This window comes from Actinomadura monticuli, from assembly GCF_041463655.1.
In the GTDB taxonomy this organism is placed as follows: domain Bacteria; phylum Actinomycetota; class Actinomycetes; order Streptosporangiales; family Streptosporangiaceae; genus Spirillospora; species Spirillospora monticuli.
This window is the reverse complement of sequence record NZ_JAXCEI010000028.1, coordinates 1-18,494: the sequence shown is the minus strand read 5'-3', so window position 1 is coordinate 18,494 and position 18,494 is coordinate 1. Positions and strand designations below refer to the sequence as shown.

17 protein-coding genes, 2 tRNA genes and 1 rRNA gene are annotated in these 18,494 nt (G+C 72.4%); 13 read left to right on the top strand and 7 right to left on the bottom strand.

All coding sequences use genetic code 11. From position 1 onward, the window contains the following. The first annotated feature begins 50 nt into the window (after positions 1-50). The 3 genes from proB to SM611_RS35930 all read left to right on the top strand — a co-directional run bounded on the left by proB (position 51) and on the right by SM611_RS35930 (position 4,262). On the top strand, positions 51-1,157 hold the full coding sequence (proB, locus tag SM611_RS35940) for a glutamate 5-kinase (RefSeq protein WP_371954867.1): 1,107 nt from the start codon (positions 51-53) through the stop codon (positions 1,155-1,157). Positions 1,158-1,177: 20 nt separating this feature from the next. Further along, the gene (locus tag SM611_RS35935) at positions 1,178-2,437 is read left to right on the top strand and encodes a glutamate-5-semialdehyde dehydrogenase (protein ID WP_371954866.1); all 1,260 of its coding nucleotides are present in this window, start codon (positions 1,178-1,180) and stop codon (positions 2,435-2,437) included. A gap of 73 nt (positions 2,438-2,510) precedes the next feature. Further along, positions 2,511-4,262, top strand: coding sequence for a TIGR03767 family metallophosphoesterase (locus SM611_RS35930; RefSeq protein WP_371954865.1), 1,752 nt, complete (start codon positions 2,511-2,513; stop codon positions 4,260-4,262). 58 nt (positions 4,263-4,320) lie between these two features. Here the strand turns inward: SM611_RS35930 and SM611_RS35925 are convergent, their stop codons facing one another. Further along, positions 4,321-5,355 (bottom strand): M48 family metallopeptidase, encoded by a 1,035-nt coding sequence (locus tag SM611_RS35925; protein ID WP_371954863.1) that lies wholly within the window; start codon positions 5,353-5,355, stop codon positions 4,321-4,323. An 89-nt stretch (positions 5,356-5,444) separates the two neighbouring features. Between SM611_RS35925 and SM611_RS35920 the strand changes: the two genes are divergently transcribed. The 8 genes from SM611_RS35920 to SM611_RS35885 all read left to right on the top strand — a co-directional run bounded on the left by SM611_RS35920 (position 5,445) and on the right by SM611_RS35885 (position 10,069). Continuing rightward, entirely contained in the window at positions 5,445-6,731 is a 1,287-nt protein-coding gene (locus SM611_RS35920; RefSeq protein ID WP_371954862.1) for a phenylacetate--CoA ligase family protein, read from the top strand. Positions 6,732-6,784: 53 nt separating this feature from the next. Further along, entirely contained in the window at positions 6,785-7,372 is a 588-nt protein-coding gene (gene nadD, locus SM611_RS35915; RefSeq protein WP_371954861.1) for a nicotinate-nucleotide adenylyltransferase, read from the top strand. Positions 7,373-7,563: 191 nt separating this feature from the next. Then, a complete protein-coding gene (gene rsfS / locus SM611_RS35910; protein ID WP_371954859.1) occupies positions 7,564-7,977 on the top strand; it encodes a ribosome silencing factor in 414 nt (137 codons plus the stop codon). Then, a complete protein-coding gene (locus SM611_RS35905; protein ID WP_371954858.1) occupies positions 7,970-8,632 on the top strand; it encodes a histidine phosphatase family protein in 663 nt (220 codons plus the stop codon). The genes rsfS and SM611_RS35905 overlap by 8 nt, the downstream gene beginning before the upstream one ends. Before the next feature lie 78 nt (positions 8,633-8,710). Next, positions 8,711-8,783 (top strand) — tRNA-Ala (locus SM611_RS35900). A 389-nt stretch (positions 8,784-9,172) separates the two neighbouring features. Continuing rightward, the gene (locus SM611_RS35895; protein WP_371954857.1) at positions 9,173-9,403 is read left to right on the top strand and encodes a hypothetical protein; all 231 of its coding nucleotides are present in this window, start codon (positions 9,173-9,175) and stop codon (positions 9,401-9,403) included. Positions 9,404-9,504: 101 nt separating this feature from the next. Then, on the top strand, positions 9,505-9,912 hold the full coding sequence (locus SM611_RS35890; RefSeq protein ID WP_371954856.1) for a hypothetical protein: 408 nt from the start codon (positions 9,505-9,507) through the stop codon (positions 9,910-9,912). Positions 9,913-9,996: 84 nt separating this feature from the next. Then, a tRNA-Ala gene (locus SM611_RS35885) sits at positions 9,997-10,069 on the top strand. 50 nt (positions 10,070-10,119) lie between these two features. Here the strand turns inward: SM611_RS35885 and SM611_RS35880 are convergent. The 4 genes from SM611_RS35880 to SM611_RS35865 are packed head-to-tail and all read right to left on the bottom strand — an operon-like array spanning position 10,120 to position 12,435. After that, positions 10,120-11,223 (bottom strand): baeRF2 domain-containing protein, encoded by a 1,104-nt coding sequence (locus SM611_RS35880; RefSeq protein WP_371954855.1) that lies wholly within the window; start codon positions 11,221-11,223, stop codon positions 10,120-10,122. 55 nt (positions 11,224-11,278) lie between these two features. Further along, complete coding sequence (locus tag SM611_RS35875) at positions 11,279-11,788, bottom strand: DUF1360 domain-containing protein (protein WP_371954854.1); 510 nt, start codon at positions 11,786-11,788, stop codon at positions 11,279-11,281. Continuing rightward, a complete protein-coding gene (locus tag SM611_RS35870) occupies positions 11,785-12,144 on the bottom strand; it encodes a VOC family protein (RefSeq protein WP_371954853.1) in 360 nt (119 codons plus the stop codon). Before SM611_RS35870 ends, SM611_RS35875 begins: the two co-directional genes overlap by 4 nt. Further along, the gene (locus tag SM611_RS35865) at positions 12,145-12,435 is read right to left on the bottom strand and encodes a DUF7218 family protein (RefSeq protein ID WP_371954852.1); all 291 of its coding nucleotides are present in this window, start codon (positions 12,433-12,435) and stop codon (positions 12,145-12,147) included. 32 nt (positions 12,436-12,467) lie between these two features. On the opposite strand from SM611_RS35865, the gene SM611_RS35860 reads away from it, so the two are divergent. Next, a complete protein-coding gene (locus tag SM611_RS35860) occupies positions 12,468-15,701 on the top strand; it encodes an ATP-binding protein (protein ID WP_371954851.1) in 3,234 nt (1,077 codons plus the stop codon). Between the two features lie 77 nt (positions 15,702-15,778). Here the strand turns inward: SM611_RS35860 and SM611_RS35855 are convergent, their stop codons facing one another. Together SM611_RS35855 and SM611_RS35850 are read right to left on the bottom strand one after the other, a co-directional pair. Next, a complete protein-coding gene (locus SM611_RS35855; protein WP_371954850.1) occupies positions 15,779-16,600 on the bottom strand; it encodes an ABC transporter permease in 822 nt (273 codons plus the stop codon). Then, positions 16,597-17,589 carry an ATP-binding cassette domain-containing protein gene (locus SM611_RS35850; protein ID WP_371954849.1) on the bottom strand — a complete coding sequence of 331 codons (993 nt, stop codon included), beginning with the start codon at positions 17,587-17,589 and terminating at the stop codon, positions 16,597-16,599. Before SM611_RS35850 ends, SM611_RS35855 begins: the two co-directional genes overlap by 4 nt. Before the next feature lie 846 nt (positions 17,590-18,435). Here SM611_RS35850 and SM611_RS35845 point away from each other — a divergent pair. Next, positions 18,436-18,494 (top strand): 16S ribosomal RNA (locus SM611_RS35845); the annotation flags it as partial.

Here is an 18,494-nt window from a genome sequence, read left to right as displayed (position 1 = left end):
GGCAGCGAACCGGGGGGTGTGGGGGGGCGTCCCCCGCGGGGGGCGGAGTCGTGAGCGAGCGCACGGAGATCGCCAAGGCACGCCGCGTCGTGGTGAAGGCGGGGTCGTCGTCGCTGACCACGCCGCAGGGGACGATCGACGCGAACCGCATCGACGCGCTCGTGGACGTCCTCGCGGCCCGCCGCGCCGACGGCACCGAGATCGTGTTCGTGTCGTCCGGTGCGATCGCCGCCGGGCTCGGACCGCTGGGGCTGACCCGCCGCCCGCCGGACCTCGCGACCCAGCAGGCGGCGGCGAGCGTCGGGCAGGGCCTGCTGTTCGCGCGCTACACCTCGTCGTTCGCCCGGTACGCGCTGACGGTCGGGCAGGTGCTGCTCACCGCCGATGACATGATGCGCCGCTCGCACCATCGCAACGCGCAGCGCACTCTGGGGCAGCTCCTCGCGATGGGGATCCTGCCGATCGTGAACGAGAACGACACCGTCGCCACCGACGAGATCCGGTTCGGCGACAACGACCGGCTCGCCGCGCTCGTCGCCCACCTGATCCGCGCGGACGCGCTCGTCCTGCTGTCGGACGTCGACGCCCTCTACACCGGTGACCCGCGTCAGCCCGGAGCGCGCCGCGTCGACGACGTCCGCGGCCCGGGCGACCTGAAGGACGTGAAGCTCGGCCGGTCCGGACGGGTCGGCACCGGCGGCATGGTCACCAAGGTCGAGGCGGCCCGGATCGCGGGCATCCCCGTCGTGCTGACCAACGCCGCGTCCGCGGCGCACGCGCTCGCCGGGGAGCGGGTGGGCACGCTGTTCCACCCGGCCGAGGGCCGGCGCATGTCGACGCGGAACCTGTGGCTCGCGCACGCCACCACCGGGCAGGGGCGCGTCACCCTCGACGCGGGCGCCGTCGAGGCGGTCGTGCGGCGCCGCAAGTCGCTGCTCCCCGCCGGAGTGACGGCCGTGGACGGCGACTTCGCGGCCGGCGACCCGGTCGACCTGTGCGACACCGCCGGCCACGTCGTCGCGCGCGGCCTGGTGAACTACGACGCGTCCGAGATCCCCGACCTCATGGGGCGCTCGACACGCTGGCTCGCCCGCGAGCTGGGCGCGGAGTACGAACGCGAGATAATCCACCGCGACCATCTGGTCGTCCTGGACTAGCCGGACTAGGGAGCCTGCTGATGAGCGACGAGCGCGAGGAATTCCTTCGGGTGGCGCGGCGCGCCGGGGACGCGGCGGCCGGGCTGGCTCCGCTGCCGCGCGCGGCGAAGGACGCGGCGCTGCACCGCGTCGCGGACGCGCTGGTCGCCGCCGCCCCCGAGATCATCAAGGCCAACGAGGTCGACGTGGCGCGGGCCCGCGAGAGCGGTACGTCCGAGTACATGATCGACCGGCTGAGCCTGTCGGAGGAGCGCATCGCCGCGATCGCCGACGCCGTCCGGAAGGTGGCCGCGCTGCCGGACCCGGTGGGCGAGACGGTGCGCGGGAGCGTGCTGCCGAACGGCCTGGAGCTGCGGCAGATCCGGGTGCCGCTCGGCGTCGTCGGGATCATCTACGAGGGCCGCCCGAACGTGACCGTGGACGCCGCCGCGCTCTGCCTGAAGAGCGGGAACGTCGCGCTGCTGCGCGGCTCGTCATCGGCGCACGACTCGAACACGGTGCTGGTCGAGGTCATGCAGAGCGCGCTCGCCGAGACCGAGGTCCCGGCGGACGCGGTGCAGCTCGTCCCCGGGACGTCCCGCGAGTCGGTGAAGCACCTGATGCGGGCGCGCGGGCTGGTGGACGTGCTGATCCCGCGCGGCGGCGCGTCGCTGATCAACTCGGTGGTGGAGGAGTCGACCGTCCCCGTGATCGAGACGGGCGTCGGGAACTGCGCCGTGTACGTGGACGCCGCCGCCGACATCGACATGGCCGTCGACATCCTGCTGAACGCCAAGACGCAGCGTCCTTCGGTGTGCAACGCGGCGGAGACGTTCCTGGTGCACGCCGACGTCGCCGACGCGTTCGTCCCGCGCGCGCTTGCGGCGCTCAAGGCCGCCGGGGTCACCGTCCACGGCGACGACCGGATCCGCTCCTACGGCGGCGACGCGGTGGAGGCCACCGAGGACGACTGGTTCGCCGAGTACCTGTCGCTCGACATCGCCGCGCGTGTGGTCGACTCCCTGGAGGACGCCGTCGCGCACATCCGCAAGTACGGGTCGGGCCACACGGAGGCGATCGTCACGACGTCCCAGCCCGCGGCGAAGCGCTTCGTGTCGCTGGTCGACTCTGCGGCCGTGATGGTGAACGCCTCGACCCGCTTCACCGACGGCGAGGAGTTCGGCTTCGGCGCGGAGATCGGCATCTCGACGCAGAAGCTGCACGCGCGCGGCCCGATGGGGCTGCCGGAGCTGACGTCCACGAAGTACGTGGTGACCGGTGAGGGCCACACGCGCGGCTGAACCCGGCCGTCCGTCCAAGTTGTGACATTTTTGCCATTGATGTCACGTTGACAGTGTGGTCTGATTCACGATTGTGACTCGTGAGTACAGCCGTCGCCGTGTCCTGAAGGGCGCCGCCCTCGGCGCGGGCATCGCCTCCACCGGGCTGGCCGCGTTCCCCGCGCGTCCCGCCGCCGCCGCGCCCGCGCTGGCCGGCCCCGTCGCCGGCACCACCCTCGACCGGACGTACGTGCTCGGCGCGGCCGGCGCCGGCGGGTACCGCCCGGTGATCACCGGTCCGGGGGAGCCGCACCTGCTGCGCCGCGACCTCGGCGGCACCGCCGCCGCGCGCCGCGCCGCCACCCGCCGCGGCGTCCTGGCGTTCGGGCATCTCACCGACGTGCACATCATCGACGCGCAGTCCCCGGCCCGGGTCGAGTTCATCGACCGGATCCGGGACCTGGTCAGCGGGTTCCCGGAGGGCGGCTACCGGCCGCAGGAGATCCTGTCCACGCAGGTCGCCGAGGCGATGGTGCAGGCGCTGAACAAGGTGGGGCGCGGCCCCGCGACCGGCCTCGGCCTCGCCTTCACCATCAACACCGGGGACGCCGCCGACAACGTCCAGTACAACGAGATCCGCTGGATCATCGACCTGCTGGACGGCGGCCGCGTCCGCCCCGACTCGGGCGACCCGAACCGGTACGAGGGCGTCATGGACTGGACGTCCTACGATCGCGCCTACTGGCACCCCGAGGGCCCGCCGCCCGGCGCGCAGGCCGACGTGGCGCTCGCCAAGTACGGGTTCCCGCGCGTCCGTGGCCTGATCGACGCCGCGCGCAGGCCGTTCCAGGCGACCGGGCTGCGCATGCCGTGGCTCGCCGCGTTCGGCAACCACGACGGCCTCATCCAGGGCAACCTGCCGGTCAACCCGCTCGTCTCCGGCCTCGCCACCGGCGCCATCAAGATCGGCGCCCCGGCGGACGACGGGCAGGCCGAGCGCCTCGCCCGCATGATCCAGGAGGGGGACGCCGCCGAGCTCGTCCGGCTGAGCCGCGAGCAGGGCGGCGCGGGCGGGCTGTTCCGCCCCGTGACGCCCGACTGGAACCGGCGGATGCTGTCGCGCGCCGAGGTCGTCGCCGAGCACTTCACGACGTCCGCGCCCCTGCGCGGCCACGGCTTCACCGCCGCCAACCTCCGGGACGGGACGGCCTACTACGCGTTCGACCAGGGAGTGGTGCGCGGTCTCGTCCTCGACACCGTCAACCCGAACGGCTACTCGGAGGGCTCGCTCGACAAGAAGCAGTTCGCCTGGCTGGAGTCGCAGCTCAAGGCCGGAAGCAGCCGCTACCTGGCCCCGGACGGATCGGTCGTCGAGCAGGCGGTGAAGGACCGGCTGTTCGTCCTGTTCAGCCACCACCCGATCGCCTCGCTGGAGAACCCGCTCGGCGGCGACCGCGTCCTCGGCGACGAGATCCAGGCGCTCCTCCTGCGCTACCCGAACGTCATCCTGTGGGTGAACGGCCACACGCACCGCAACGAGGTCATCCCGCACGCCCGCACGGCCGGGGGAGGGTTCTGGGAGGTGAACACGGCCGCGCACATCGACTTCCCGCAGCAGAGCCGCATCGTGGAACTCGCCGACAACGGCGACGGGACCCTGTCGATCTTCGCGACGATCGTGGACTCCGCGGGCCCCGCGTCCTACGGCGGCCGGCTCACCGACCCCGTCGCGCTGGCGTCGCTGTCCCGCGAGCTGGCGGGCAACGACTGGCAGGACCGCGACTCGGGCCGCCGCGGCGAGACCGCCGACCGCAACGTCGAACTCCTCGTCCCCGCCCCCTTCTAGGCACGGGAAGGGCCGCCGCGTCCGTGTCGCGGCGGCCCCGGCGGCCCCGGCGTTCCCGCTAGGTGCCGGCCGTCGGACCGTTGTCCCGCCGGGTGAGCCGGTCGAACAGCCCGCCGGCCGCGCCCGCCGCCGCGTCCGCCATGTCGCGGACCTTCCCCACGAACGGGTCGGCCGTCCGCTCCCACGACTCCCGGTAGGAGCGCGCCGCGTCCTGGATCCCGTCCCGGACGGACGCGTTGGCGTCGTCGTCGCGGCGCGGGTAGTCGCCGGCGAGGATCCGCTCGTACTCCCCGCTGCGCGCCCACCGGTCGATCTCCGCGAACCGGATCACCGCGAACGGGTGCGACTGCCCGAGCAGGTTCAGGAACTTCAGGACGCCGTCCCGCACGTCGCCGGCCGCGTCGTACTCGCGCGCCTGCTGCAGGAACGCCTCACTGCTCATCTCGCCGAGCCGGACCCCCCCGGCCAGCTTCATGTTGACCCGCTTCGCCGCGTCCACGTCCTGCCCGGCGAGCAGCCCCGCCCGGTCGGACGACAGCTCCGCCTTCCGGAACCACTCGCGCAGCCCGATGATGATCGCCGCGATGCCGACGTTGCCGAGCGGCAGCCACGCGAGCCGCGCCCCGAGCTGCAGTAGGACCTGCATCATCGTCTGGTACACCGCGTGCCCCGACAGGATGTGCCCCACCTCGTGCCCGATGACGAACCGCAGCTCCTCGTCGTCCAGCAGGTCGATGAGGCCGGTGTTCACCACGATGAACGGATGGTCCGAACCGAGGGCCATCGCGTTCGGCGTCGGGTCCTGCCGGACGAACAGCTCCGGGACCTCCGGCATGTCCAGGATGTAGCAGGCGTCCCGGACCATGTCGTGGATGTGCCGGAACTGGTCCTCGCCGACGCGCACCGTCCCGCCGAGGAACATGAGCCGCAGCGACCGCTCGTTGATCAGCCCCGACATCTTGCGCAGGACGACGTCGAACCCGGAGAGCGAGCGCAGCGCCACGAGCGCCGAACGGTCCGCCGGGTGTTCGTAGGCCCGGGAACTGATTCCCGGGAACCGCGTACGTGCTCGATCCGGTGTGTTCTCCGTCATGTCTGGCATGGTATTCCCGACGAACCAGATGGCCGCACGGTTCCACGCCAGGAATGCCGGCCCACTGCGGTCCGCCCGGGAGGCACGTTATGTTCGACCCCAGAGCCGAGGCCATGTCGGTGGACGAGCGGGCCGCGCTGCAGCGGCACCGGCTGTGGGGGCTCGTCGACCGGCTTCTCGCGGCCGGCGGCGTGCAGGGCGCGCGGCTGAAGGAGGCCGGCGTCGGGGGCGGATCGGACGTGACGCTCGCCCAGCTCCGCAACCTCCCGTTCACCACCAAGCAGGACCTCTGGGACGGCTACCCGTTCGGGATGCTCGCCGTCCCGCAGGACCAGGTCGCCGCCGTCCACGGCTCCAGCGGCACGCGCGGGCGCCCCACCCTCGTCGCCTACACCAGGGCCGACCTCGACCTGTGGGCCGCCATGTGCGCGCGTTCGCTGTCGTGCGCCGGGGCGTCGCCGGGCAGCATCGTCCACAACGCCTACGGGTACGGGCTGTTCACCGGCGGCATCGGCATCCACCAGGGCGCCGTGGCGTTCGGCGCGACCGTCGTGCCCGTGTCGGGCGGCATGACCGACCGGCAGGTGCGGCTCCTCGCCGACCTGCGCGCCGACGTCCTCGCCTGCACCCCCGCCTACGCGCTGCGCCTCGGCGAGGCCGTCGCCGAGGCCGGCGTCGAACTGCCCGCCCTCAAGGCCGGGCTCTTCGGCGCCGAACCGTGGTCGGAGGAACTGCGCGCCGCCATCGAGGACGTCCTGCCCGTCAAGGCGATGGACATCTACGGGCTCTCCGAGGTCATCGGGCCGGGTGTGGCCACCGAATGCCTCGAACAGGACGGCCTGCACGTCAACGAGGACCACTTCATCGTCGAGGCCGTCGACCCGTCCACCGGCGACCCCGTCGAGGACGGCACCCCCGGCGAGCTCGTCTTCAGCACCCCCACCAAGCAGGCCCTGCCCCTGCTGCGCTACCGGACCGGCGACATCGCGTCGCTCGCCCGCGGCGAATGCCCCTGCGGGCGGACCCTCGTCCGGATGAGCAAGGTCCTCGGACGCACCGACGACATGATCGTCGTCCGGGGCGTCAACGTGTACCCGAGCGAGGTCGAGCGCGTCCTGCTCGGCTCCGGGCTCGTCCGCCCGCACTACCAGCTCGTCGTCGACCGGCGCAGCCCCGCCGTCCGCCTCCTCGTCGCCTGCGAGGCCCTGTCCGGCGACCCGAAGGACCGCCTCGTCCACGCGCTGCACGAGACGCTCGGCCTCACCGCCGAGGTGTTCGTCCTGCCCGAGGGAACCGTGCCGCGGGTCGAGGTCGGCAAGGCCGTCCGCGTCGTGACCTGGGAGGACGGCCGACCGCCGATCCCCGGCCTCGACTGACCCCGGGGACCCGGCCGTCCGGGGCCCCGGCCCGGCCGATTATTCTCGTCGCCATGACGCAAAAGCGGCGGCTGGGAGTCATGGGCGGCACGTTCGACCCCATCCACCACGGGCACCTCGTGGCCGCGAGCGAGGTCGCGCACTTCTTCTCCCTCGACGAGGTCGTGTTCGTGCCCACCGGCCTGTCCTCCCACAAGGAGGGAGGCGACGTCACCCCCGCCGAGGACCGCTACCTCATGGCCGTCATCGCCACCGCGTCCAACCCGCGCTTCTCCGTCAGCCGCATCGACATCGACCGGCCCGGCCCCACCTATACGGTCGACACCCTCCGCGACATGCGCCGCATCCAGGACCCCGGCACCGAACTTTTCTTCATCACCGGCGCCGACGCGCTGGAGAAGATGCTCACCTGGCACGACACCGACGAACTGTTCGAACTCGCCCACTTCGTCGGCGTCACCCGGCCCGGCCACCGCCTCGCCGACCCTGGCCTCCCCAACGGGCGCGTCTCCCTCATGGAGGTGCCCGCCCTGTCCATCTCCTCCACCGAATGCCGCGAACGCGTCCAGGCAGGCGAACCCATCTGGTATCTCGTCCCGGACGGGATCGTCCAGTACATCAACAAGCGCGACCTGTACTAGCGGCCCTGGAACGGCCCTGGAACGGACTCGGCGCGACGCGGCGGGCGCCCCGGCGGAGGGCGCATATTCTGGAGGTGGAAGGGCCGCATGAGCATCGCGGTCGTACAGCGACAAAGGGGTCCGTCGATCAGCGCCGCCCGTGAGAGGGTGTCAACGGACACGACCCCTACAGGGAGGATCGCGAGCGCATCGTGACCGCATCCGAGAGGGCTGCACAGCTGGTCCGGATCGCCGCCGAGGCGGCGGGCGACAAGCTGGCCGACGACATCCTTGCCTACGACGTGAGCGAGCAGCTCGTCATCACCGACGCGTTCGTGCTCTGCTCCGCCCCCAGCGACCGGCAGGTCCGCGCCATCGTGGACGAGGTCGAGAAGCGCCTGCGCGAGGAGGCCGACGCCAGGCCCGTGCGCCGCGAAGGCGAGCGCGAGGGCCGCTGGGTCCTGCTGGACTACGCCGACATCATCGTGCACATCCAGCACGAGGAAGACCGCATGTACTACGCCCTCGAACGCCTGTGGAAAGACTGCCCGCTCCTCGACCTTCCGGACAGCGTCACCGCCCACCAGGCCCAGCGCGCCCGCGCCGTCGGGAGCCCGAGTGAGTGACACCCGGCCCACCCGCGAACCCGGCAGGCGCCGCCTCGTCCTCTGGCGGCACGGCCAGACCGGCTGGAACGTCGAACGCCGCTTCCAGGGCAAGACCGATATCCCCCTGGACGACACCGGCGTCCAGCAGGCCCAGCGCGCCGCCAGGCTCCTCGCCGGGCTCCGCCCCACCGCCCTGCTCGCCTCCCCCCTCCGCCGCGCCGCCGACACCGCCCAGGCCCTCGCCGACATCACCGGACTCCCCGTCCGCTACGACAAGGACCTCATCGAACGCGACGGCGGCGCCTGGGAAGGGCTCACCTCCAGCGAGATCCGCGAACGCTACCCCGCCGAACACGCCGCCTGGCAGCCGCCCGGCGGCGAGACCAGCGCCCAGGTCGCCAAACGCGTCGGCGCCGCCCTCGAACGCGCCCTCGACGACCTGCCGCCCAACGGCCAGCTCGTCGTCGCCTCCCACGGCGCCGCCCTCCGCCTCGGCATGTCCCACCTCCTCGGCCTCCCCGAAGAGACCTGGGAACGCCTCGGCGGCCTGTCCAACTGCTGCTGGTCCGTCGTCACCGAAATGCGCGACGGCGGCTGGCGGCTCGCCGAGCACAACGCCGGCACCCTGCCCGAACCCGTCCTCAGCGACGACCGCCCCGACGCCGGCACCTGACTCCCAAACGATTCGAGACCAGCACCGTCCGTCCTATACACTGGCGGGGCGCCGCAGGATGAACGTCCATGCGGCGGCGGGGCTATGGCGCAGTTGGTAGCGCGCCTCCATGGCATGGAGGAGGTCTGGGGTTCGAATCCCCATAGCTCCACTCGGAGTTGGGAGTGGTGTGGTCAGAGCCTGATGGCTCTTTCCCGCCACTCCTTCGTCATGTTGACCCGGGGGGCGACCCCCGGACCCCCGATGTGGGTGCTCCGCCCCCACGCCCCCTGCCGGTTGCGGTCTGTGCCTTCGGTTCGGTCCGTTGTCGGCTTGTGTTCTTTTGGGGCTTCGCCCCTTGCCCCCTTTCGGGCTTCGCCCGTCTTCCTGGGGCTTCGCCCCTTGCCGCCTTTCGGGCTCCATTCCTTCGGGAGGCTTGGTCTCCTGCGAGTTTTGGCTGGTCGGGGGGTGGGGTCCCCTTGGCGTGTGGTTGGGGCCGTCTGGCGACTGGGTTGAGCTGAACGGCTTGAGCCAGGGGGGCGGGATGGTTTCATGCGGAGTATGGGAAGACATCGCAGGGGGGCGAAGCGCGAGGTCACCGTGGGGGACCTCATCGACGAACTGCGCCGGTTCGAGCCCGGGACGCAGGTCCGGCTGGCCGTCCAGCCGCGGTTGCCGCAGGAGCACGCCGTCGGGCCCGTCGCGGAGGCCGACGGGGTGGTCTGGATCGGTGACGGCGGGCATCGGGGGTACGCGCCCGACGAGGTCGGCGAGCGCCTCGGGTGGATCTGACCGCAAAGCCTTCGCCATGAATCCCGGGCCGGGGCTTCGCGAAGTCGATCATGCGGGAACAGCCAGTGACGTGGCGATGCATGATCGAAAGGTTGACCCCGATGAGAAGCCGGATTCCCGGCGGGCTGCTGCCCGTCGCGGTCGCCGCGGCGGCCTTCACGGCGATGGCCGTGCCCGCGTCCGCCGCGGACGCGCCGCCGCCCGCGCCGCGGCAGAGCACCAGTGCGAACGACTGCGTCCAGGCGATGAGCCTGCTGTCGTCGCTGGTCAGCGCGATGCACGATCGCATCGACCTCACCAGGGCCGTGTGCTCGATGGAGGCGGAGGAGGAGCCCGCGGAGACCGTGGAGACCGCTCCGGTCGAGAGCACCTACACCGAACCGGGCGGGCGGACGGTCAAGCAGCGGGAGACGCTGCTCGGGCTGCCGGTGGAATGGCCCAAAAGCCTCACCATCAAGGTCCCGACCCTCAACGAGGGCGTGTACACGTACCAGGCCGGGGAGCGCTGACCCCCGCGGGCCGCGGAGGGGCGTTCCCCTCCGCGGCCCCCGTCCCATCCGCTCCGAACGTGCACTAAGCTTTTCCTCGATCGAGGGGCTATGGCGCAGTTGGTAGCGCGCCTCCATGGCATGGAGGAGGTCTGGGGTTCGAATCCCCATAGCTCCACTTGGATTCGGGAGTGGTGTGGCCGTCGGCCCGCCACTCCTTCGTCGTCTCTAGACCTGCGGGAGCGTGGTGTAGCGCAGGACGGCGCCGACGCTCGCGTCGCCGTTGAGCGGCAGGACGACCAGGTCGCTGTCCGTCGCCGCGGCCGCTCTGACCAGGGCCGCGTCCGCCCGGTCCTCACGGGGGTCGGTGATGCCGAACTCCTCGCGGAGCTCGTCGGCGGTCGCGGCCACCTGGGTGGGATCCGGGCCGATCCACAGGCGCGAGTCCGCGTCGGGCTCGTCGACCAGGAGCAGCGTCTCCACCTGGCCGTGGCGCAGCGCCTCGGTGGTGGCGGGGAGGCCCGCGACGGCCCGTTCGCCGTTCGCCAGTTCGCGCTCGAAGCGCTCCGCGACCGTCATCACGTGTTCGGCCGTCTTCAGGTTGAGGAGGCGGTGCAGCTCCACGTCCAGGTCCGGGTCGTCGATGCTGGTGTTCTTGTCCGCCTCGACGGTGTGCTCCAGGACGCTCTCCGAGACCTCCTCCAGGACGGCGTTGCGGGCGCGTACGTCGCCGGCTATCACGACGGCCTCGGCGCGGCAGCGGTCGGCGGCGCGGTCGATCTCGTGGGCGACCTTCTTCGCGTTCAGCTTCCAGGTGTTCTCCGTGGAGCGCTGGAACCGGGACTGGTTCCAGTCGCCCGCCTTCACCTTGCGGATGGGGAAGTCCTCGTCCCCGCGCACGTCGATGTGCTCGTGCCGTCCGTCGCCGTTCACGCAGTCGATCGCGCCGCCGCGGCGGTCCACGACCGCCAGCAGGTGCGGGAACCTCTCGCCGCGTTCGGCCAGGAAGGGCAGGACGTCCGGGAGCGGCGCCAGGGTGGCGCGGGTGGCGCGGGGCGGGCCGGGGAGGCGTTCGGTGTGCACCACCTCGCCGTCCGCCGCGAAGACCACGATGCCCTCGGAGCGGCGCAGCGCCAGCTCCTCCTCGATGGTCCGCTCGATCGCGCGGACGGTCGCCTTCGGGGTGTTCTGGTCCTCCAGGTCCGCGCGCAGCGCCCGCCAGCGCAGCTCGGCCGCCTTGGCCGCGTCCTCGGTGGTGCGGGTGAGGTCGGCGTACACCGACGCGTACGGGCCCGGACGTTGGTACAGCGTCTTGAGGAATGCCAGATCCATGGGGTGGCCCTACCCCTTCTAGCTCAGACAAACGTAAAGAAGACGGGCGTTACGGTCACCCCTCGGCGGACCGCTGCAGGCGCGCGTAGGCGAGTTGCAGCCAGTCCGAACCCGCGACCGCCGTCATCGTCGTGCCGGCCAGGCGCGTCGCCTGCGGGGCGAACACCAGGCCCGCCGCGTAGGCCGTCGCCACCCACTGCGCCGTGCAGAACGGGCAGGTGACCAGTTCGCCGACCGCGTGCCGGACGCCCCGGCCGCGCACCTCCTCCGCGACCTCCGCCGGCCCGGACGTGCCGGAGTAGCGGGTGAAGGGGGCGCGCAGCGGGCTCGTCACCGGGTCCTTGGCGATCAGCCGGGACACCTTGTGCGTCGTGATCGTCATCAGTGCCAGGTCGGCGAAGCCGATGGCCGGCGGACGGTCGCGCGTCCTGCGTCCGAGCAGCGCCATGGCCGCCGTGGTGAGCGCGTAGACGCCCAGCGTGCCGAGGTAGGAGCCGAGCGGACGGTCCTCGCCGGCGGCGTACTCCCGCTTCTGCTTGCGCGCCGTGTCGACGACCGCGTTCATCGCTTCTCCTTGCCGGGTTCGACTATCAGGCAGAACTCGTTGCCCTCGGGGTCGGCCAGCACCGTCGTCGGCCACCCGTCGTCCACGAAGGGACCGCGGACGACGGTCGCGCCGAGGGCGGTGACGCGGGCCGGTTCCGCGTCCATGTCGGTGATGCGGAGGTCGGGGTGCATCCGGTTCTTCGCGGACTTCGGCTCGGGGACGCGTTGCAGCAGGATCGTCGGCCCCGCGCGGTCCGGGTCCGTCAGGGGGACGTACGGGGGGTCGAACTCTCCGCGCTCATAGCCGAGCGCGGCGGCCCAGAAGTCGGCGAGGGTGTCGGGGGCACGGCAGTCCAGGACGAAGACGAGTTTCATCTAGTGGTCGCGCAGCGCCTTGACCAGCTCGGACTTGTTCATCGAGGAGCGTCCCCCGATGCCGATCTCGCGGGCGCGGGCGAGCAACTCGTCCTTCGTCCACTCGTCGTAGGAGGGGTTCTTGCCGCCCTTGCGGCTCACGTTCTTCTTGCCGCGGTTCGCGGAGGCGTTGGCGATGCGCGCGGCCTTCTCCTTGCTCTCGCCCTTGTCGCGGAGCTCCTGGTAGGTCTTCTCGTCCTTGATCTGTGCTCTAGGCATATCGGACAGGTACCCGACACGCGCGGTCCACACATCGGGAACAATGGCGGCGGGGAAGGGGACTCGTGCGCATCGGCATCCTGGGCCCGCTCGAGGTGCGGGACGAAGCCGCGCGGCCCGTCGAGGTCGGCGGCCGGAGGCTGCGCGCCCTGCTCGTCCGGCTGGCCGCCGAGGCGGGCCGCCCCGTGTCCGCCGAGCGGCTGCTGGACGACCTGTGGGAGGGCGCGCCGCCCGGAGGCAACGCCCTGCAGGCACTCGTCTCCCGACTGCGCGGCGTCGCCGGCCGGGACGTCGTCGAGCACGGTCCGGGCGGGTACCGGCTCGGCGTCGACCCGGCCGAGGTCGACGCCGTCGCGTTCGAGCGCGGTCTCGTCGCGGCGCGGGCGGAGGACGAACCGGCGCGGCGGGCCGCCGGGCTGCGCGCGGCGCTCGCGCTGTGGCGCGGCCCCGCGCTCGCCGACGTGGCCGGCGCCGACTTCGCCCACGGCATCGTCACGCGGCTGGACGAGCTGCGCGTCGCCGCCGTCGAGGACCGCGTCGAGGCGGAGACCGCGGCCGGGCTGCCCGTCCCGCCGGCCGCCGAACTGGAGCCGCTCGCCGCCGCGAACCCGCTCCGCGAACGGCTGCGCGGGCAGTACATGCGCGCCCTCTACGCGGCCGGACGGCAGGCCGAGGCGCTGCAGGTGTACGAGGAGACGCGGCGCGCGCTCGCCGACCGGCTCGGCGTCGACCCGTCCCCGGAGCTGGCCGCCGTCCATCTGGCCATCCTGCGGCGCGAGGCGGCGGCGCCCGCCGCGCCCGCCGCGCCCGAACCCGCGCCCGCCGTCCCCGAGCCGCCGCGCACCAACCTGCCCGCGCAGCTCACCAGCTTCGTCGGACGGGAGGAGGAGTCGCGGCGGGTCGGCAAGCTGCTGCGCGAGACCCGCCTCGTCACCCTCACCGGGCCCGGCGGCGCCGGCAAGACGCGGCTGGCCGGGGAGAGCGCCGCCGCGCTCGTCGAGGAGATGCCGGACGGCGTCTGGTTCGTCCCGCTCGCACCGGTCGGCGACCCGGGCGACGTGGCACAGGCCGTGCTGTCGGCGCTCGGCGTCCCCGAGACCGTCCGGCCGGGGGAGACGCGCGTCATCGTGCGGCCCCTCGAACGGCTCACCGACTTCCTCGCCGCCAAGCGGATGGTCGTCGTCCTCGACAACTGCGAGCACCTCCTCGACGCCGTCGCGGCGCTCGTCGACCGCGTCCTCACGCAGGCGCAGGGCGTCCGGATCCTCGCGACGAGCCGCGAGCCGCTGGGCATCACCGGCGAGTCGCTGTGCCCCGTGCCGTCCCTGCCCCTCCCGGGCGAGGACGTCGCCGACCCGGCCGAGGCGCTCGGACACGCGTCGGTGCGGCTGTTCGCCGACCGGGCCGCGGCCGTCCGCCCCGGCTTCACCGTGGACGCCGGCACCGTCGCCGACGTCGTCGCGATCTGCCGGGCGCTCGACGGCATCCCGCTCGCGATCGAGCTGGCCGCCGCGCGGCTGCGCTCCCTCACCTCCGGCCAGGTCGCGGCGCGGCTCGGCGACCGGTTCCGGCTGCTCGCCGGCGGCAGCCGCGCGGCCCTGCCCCGGCACCGGACGCTGCGCGCCGTCGTCGATTGGAGCTGGGACCTCCTCGACGACGGGGAGCGCACCGTCCTGCGCCGGCTGTCGGTCTTCGCCGGCGGCGCCACCCCGGAGGCCGCCGTGGCGGTGTGCGGGCAGGACGCGGCCGAGACGGGGGCGCAGGACGTCATCGACGTGATCGCCGCGCTGATCGACAAGTCGCTGGTGATGGCGGACGGCGACGCCGACGTCCGCTACCGGCTGCTGGAGACCGTCCGCGTCTACGCGGGCGAGCGGCTGGAGCAGGCGGGCGAGACCCGGCGTGTCCGGGACGTGCACGCCCGCTATGTCACCGGGCTCGCCGAACGCGCCGAACCGGAGTTGCGCCGCCGCGACCAGCTGCGCTGGGCCGACCGGGTGGCCGCCGAACGCGACAACGTCACGGCCGCGTTCCGCCACCTGATCGAGACCGGCGACGTCGAGACGGGCCTGCGGCTCGTCGCGGCCCTGGTGTGGTTCTGGGTGCTCCGCGACATGGAGGTCGAGACCGGCGGCTGGGCGATCGCCGTCCACGAGCTGGCCGGCGACACCGCGCCGCCCGGCCTGGAGGAGCAGTACGCGCTCTGCGCCGTCTTCGCCCGCATCACCGGCGAGATGGCGAAGGACTCGGGGCCGACGCCGGAGGCGCTGCGCGCCGTCCTGGCCGACATCGCCGCCACCGTGCCCGAGCGGCCGATGCACCCCGTCCTCGCCCTCGCGGCGCCGGCGTCCGGCATCTTCTCGGGCGACATGGGGGAGTTGCGCGCGCGGCTGCGGAACATCCAGGACCATCCCGACCCGTGGGTCCGCGCCATGGTACGGGTCCTCCTCGGGCACATGGGGATCAACACCGGTGACATCGCGGAGGCCGCACCGGCGGCCGCCGACGGCTACGTGCGGTTCCGTGAGCTGGGCGACCGCTTCGGGATGATCGTCGCGCTGAGCGGGATGATGCAGGTCGCCCTGGCCCGCGGCGAGCTGGCCGACGCCGTCCGGTTCGGCGAGGAGGCGTACGGCTACGCCACGACCGGGGTCAGCCCGGAGCAGGGCGCGGGCATCCTCACCCAGCTCGCCCGCGCGCGGGCCCGGCAGGGTGACGTCGCGGGGGCCCGCGCGGACCTCGAACGCGCCATGGCGCAGACCGAGCGGATCGGCGAGTTCGCCGACGCGGCGGGCGCCTCGCTGATGCTGTGCGAACTGGCCCTTGAGGAGGGCGACCGGGACGCCGCGCGCGTGCATGCGGACCGCGCCTACAAGTGGGTCGAATCGCGCGGCCACCGGCCCGACTTCGCGCAGGCCGCCCGCCGGACCCACAGCCGCCTCGGCTGCTTCGCCGAGGAGGACGGCGACCTGGCGGAGGCGCGGCGCCTGCACGCCGAGGCGTTCCGGAATCTGCGCGACGACCCGATGATGGGCAACCCGACCGTCGCGTCCCTCGTCGAGGGCCTCGCCGCCTACGCCGCCGCGCGCGGCGCGTTCGTCCGGGCCGCCGAACTGCTGGGTACCGCGCACAACCTGCACGGCTACCAGGACACGTCCTCCTACGACGTCCACCGGGTCCTGACCGCGGCGACCCGCGCCCTCGGCGCCGCCGCGTTCGCGGCCGCCTACGAGCGCGGGCGGGAGACGACCCGCGAGGACGTCTTCGAGCAGGGCGCCGACCTGGTCGCGTCCGCCTGACCGCCGGCGCGGGAACGCGAAGGCGCGCCGTCCCCTGCCAGGGGGCGGCGCGCCTTCCGCCTGCGTGCCCGCCGCGCTCAGACCCTGCGCGAGTACATGCGCATGGCCAGCGGGAACGTGACCGCGACGATGCCCGCGGCCCATGCGAGCGTGAACCAGACGTGGTCGCCGACCGGGCCGCCGACCGTCAGCGCCCGCACCGACTCCGCCAGGTGCGTGACCGGGTTGATCTTCGTCCACGCCTCCAGCCAGCCCGGCATCGTGGACGTGTCCGGGACGAGGATGCTGCTGCCGAACGTCAGCGGCATCACCCACAGGAACGCGAGGCCCTGCACCGTCTCCGGCGACGGCGCGAGCAGCCCGACCAGGACGGAGACCCACGACACGGCCAGGTAGAACACGTACGCCACCGCGAACGCGGCCAGCACCGACAGCGGGTCGGTGTGGAACCTGAACCCGAGGGCCGACCCGAACCCGACCAGCACCGTCATCACGATGACGAACCGGACGGTGTCCCCGAGGACCGTCCCGACCAGCGGCGCCGAACGTGCGATCGGGAGGCTCCGGAACCGGTCGAACACGCCCTTGTGGATGTCCTCGTTCAGGGCCGTCCCGAGGCCCATGGTCGCGAACATGGCCATCTGGGCGACGAGCCCCGGAAGCAACTTCTGCAGGTACGAGTGCGTGTCGCCCGCCACCGCGCCGCCGAACACGTAGAGGAACAGCAGCAGGAATACGATCGGCATCAGCGTCGTGTCCAGCAGCTTCTCCGGCGAGTGCTTCAGCTGGGCGACGTTGCGCCACGCCAGCGTCAGCCCGTGGCGCAGTGTCCGCCGCGGGCTGATGCGCGCCGGCGGCTCGCCGGCGGCCGGACGGGCGTCGATCGTCATCGTGGTCATGCCACGCTCCCTTCGAATTGGTCGGAGCCCGCCGCGCCGGACTGCGCGGGGCCGTCGGCCGGGCGGCCGGTCAGCGTGAGGAACACCTCGTCCAGGCTCGGCATCCGCAACGCGAGCTCGGCCGCCACGATGGACGCCTCGTCCAGCCGCCGGACCAGCGCCGACAGCACCCCCGGATCGCTCACCGGCGCCATGACGAGCCCGGTCGCCTCCTGCACCTCGGGCCTCTCCCGGGTCAGCTCGGCCACGATCGCGGTGAGCTGGCCGGTGCGGTACGGCTCCGCGGCGCGCACCGCGAGGGTCTGCCGCCCGGTCCGCGCCTTCAGGTCGTCGGAGGTCCCCTCGGCGATGACCCGGCCGTGGTCGAACACCGCGATCCGGTCGGCGAGCGCGTCGGCCTCCTCCAGGTACTGCGTGGTCAGCAGCACGGTCGCGCCGTCGGCGACGACGTCGCGGACCGTGTCCCACACCTCGTTGCGGGCCCGCGGGTCCAGCCCGGTCGTCGGCTCGTCCAGGTAGATGACCTCGGGATGGTTGATGAGGCTCGCCGCCAGGTCGAGCCGGCGCCGCATACCGCCGGAGTACGTCTTCACGGCCCGCGACGCCGCCTCGGTCAACCGGAACCGGTCCAGCAGCTGCCGCGCCCTGGCCTTCGCCTCGAGTCTGCCGAGGTCCAGCAGGCGGGCGATCATCACCAGGTTCTCGGTGCCGGTCAGCTCCTCGTCCACCGACGCGTACTGCCCGGTGAGCCCGATCTTCGCCCGGACGCGCACCGCGTCCTTGACGACGTCATAGCCGGACACCACGGCCCGTCCGGCGTCGGGCCTGAGCAGCGTTGCCAGCACCCGCACGGCGGTGGTCTTGCCGGCGCCGTTCGGCCCGAGCACGCCGAGCACCGTGCCGCGGCGCGCCGAGATGTCCACACCGTCCAGGGCCACCGTCTCCCCGAACCTTTTGCGCAACCCCTCCGCGCGGATCACTTCGTCCATCGATTCGCCTTTCCGCCGTGCTTCATCTGTGACGGTCACCACCGTGGACGAAGGCGCTGATACGCCGCGGACATCGGCCTCCAGGCGCTGACAGGACACTGACACCGCGCTGATGCCGAACCGCGGAACCCCGAATGACCTGCGAGTTCTTCGGGCGAACGAGATGTTCGCCCCATGGCTTCGCGTGCAGTGGACGACGGTGTGGGGCGTGCCTGTGAGCCGGTCGATGAAGGCACCGGGGGCCCGTGGCGGCCTCCGCCGATTTGACGGACCGTTCGGGCCTGCCTAATGTCTGTCGTGCCCCAAGGGGATGCGGGACGCCGAGAGGCGGACGGCCCCAGGGGACGCCGACAGAGGAAAACGGTTCGCAGCTTGCTCCGGGCCGAGGTACTCTTGACAGGCAAGCCCGGACGGGATGCAGGACGCCGCGAGGTGGCCGGCCCGCAGGGCATCTCCTACGGAACGATCTTCGCCAGGCTCTTGGCCTGGGGGTGTGTCGTCTCCGCGGGGGACTGGGACGCCTTCGATCGTCGAAAAGATCTTCGTTGATCGGCTTGACAACGGAAGCGGACCGGGTAAGTTAGAAGGGTTGCCCCGGAGTCGGGTCCTGCGAGAGTGGGGGTTCGGTGCGGTGGGTGTCCGTTTCTTGAGAACTCAACAGCGTGTTAAAAGCCAGTGCCTTTATCGGCTCGGTCTGTTGGCCGGGTCGCCCCGTGGCCAGCCTCTTTCGGGGGGTTGGTGGGGATTTCTTTGAGGCAATGTGCGGCTCTTCGGAGTCGTGTTTTTGCTGGGATTGTTTCCAAGGTTTGGCCGGCTGGGGTTCGCCCCCTGGTTGGTCGTTGGGCCTTAATGGAGAGTTTGATCCTGGCTCAGGACGAACGCTGGCGGCGTGCTTAACACATGCA

What these genes read in the sequence shown, in the direction of transcription:
- SM611_RS35935 (WP_371954866.1), top strand. Translation starts at nt 1,178, where the DNA reads ATGAGCGACGAGCGCGAGGAATTCCTTCGGGTGGCGCGGCGCGCCGGG.
- SM611_RS35925 (WP_371954863.1), bottom strand. Translation starts at nt 5,355, where the DNA reads ATGACGGAGAACACACCGGATCGAGCACGTACGCGGTTCCCGGGAATC.
- SM611_RS35920 (WP_371954862.1), top strand. Translation starts at nt 5,445, where the DNA reads ATGTTCGACCCCAGAGCCGAGGCCATGTCGGTGGACGAGCGGGCCGCG.
- nadD (WP_371954861.1), top strand. Translation starts at nt 6,785, where the DNA reads ATGACGCAAAAGCGGCGGCTGGGAGTCATGGGCGGCACGTTCGACCCC.
- SM611_RS35895 (WP_371954857.1), top strand. Translation starts at nt 9,173, where the DNA reads ATGGGAAGACATCGCAGGGGGGCGAAGCGCGAGGTCACCGTGGGGGAC.
- SM611_RS35890 (WP_371954856.1), top strand. Translation starts at nt 9,505, where the DNA reads ATGAGAAGCCGGATTCCCGGCGGGCTGCTGCCCGTCGCGGTCGCCGCG.
- SM611_RS35880 (WP_371954855.1), bottom strand. Translation starts at nt 11,223, where the DNA reads ATGGATCTGGCATTCCTCAAGACGCTGTACCAACGTCCGGGCCCGTAC.
- SM611_RS35875 (WP_371954854.1), bottom strand. Translation starts at nt 11,788, where the DNA reads ATGAACGCGGTCGTCGACACGGCGCGCAAGCAGAAGCGGGAGTACGCC.
- SM611_RS35870 (WP_371954853.1), bottom strand. Translation starts at nt 12,144, where the DNA reads ATGAAACTCGTCTTCGTCCTGGACTGCCGTGCCCCCGACACCCTCGCC.
- SM611_RS35855 (WP_371954850.1), bottom strand. Translation starts at nt 16,600, where the DNA reads ATGACCACGATGACGATCGACGCCCGTCCGGCCGCCGGCGAGCCGCCG.
- SM611_RS35850 (WP_371954849.1), bottom strand. Translation starts at nt 17,589, where the DNA reads ATGGACGAAGTGATCCGCGCGGAGGGGTTGCGCAAAAGGTTCGGGGAG.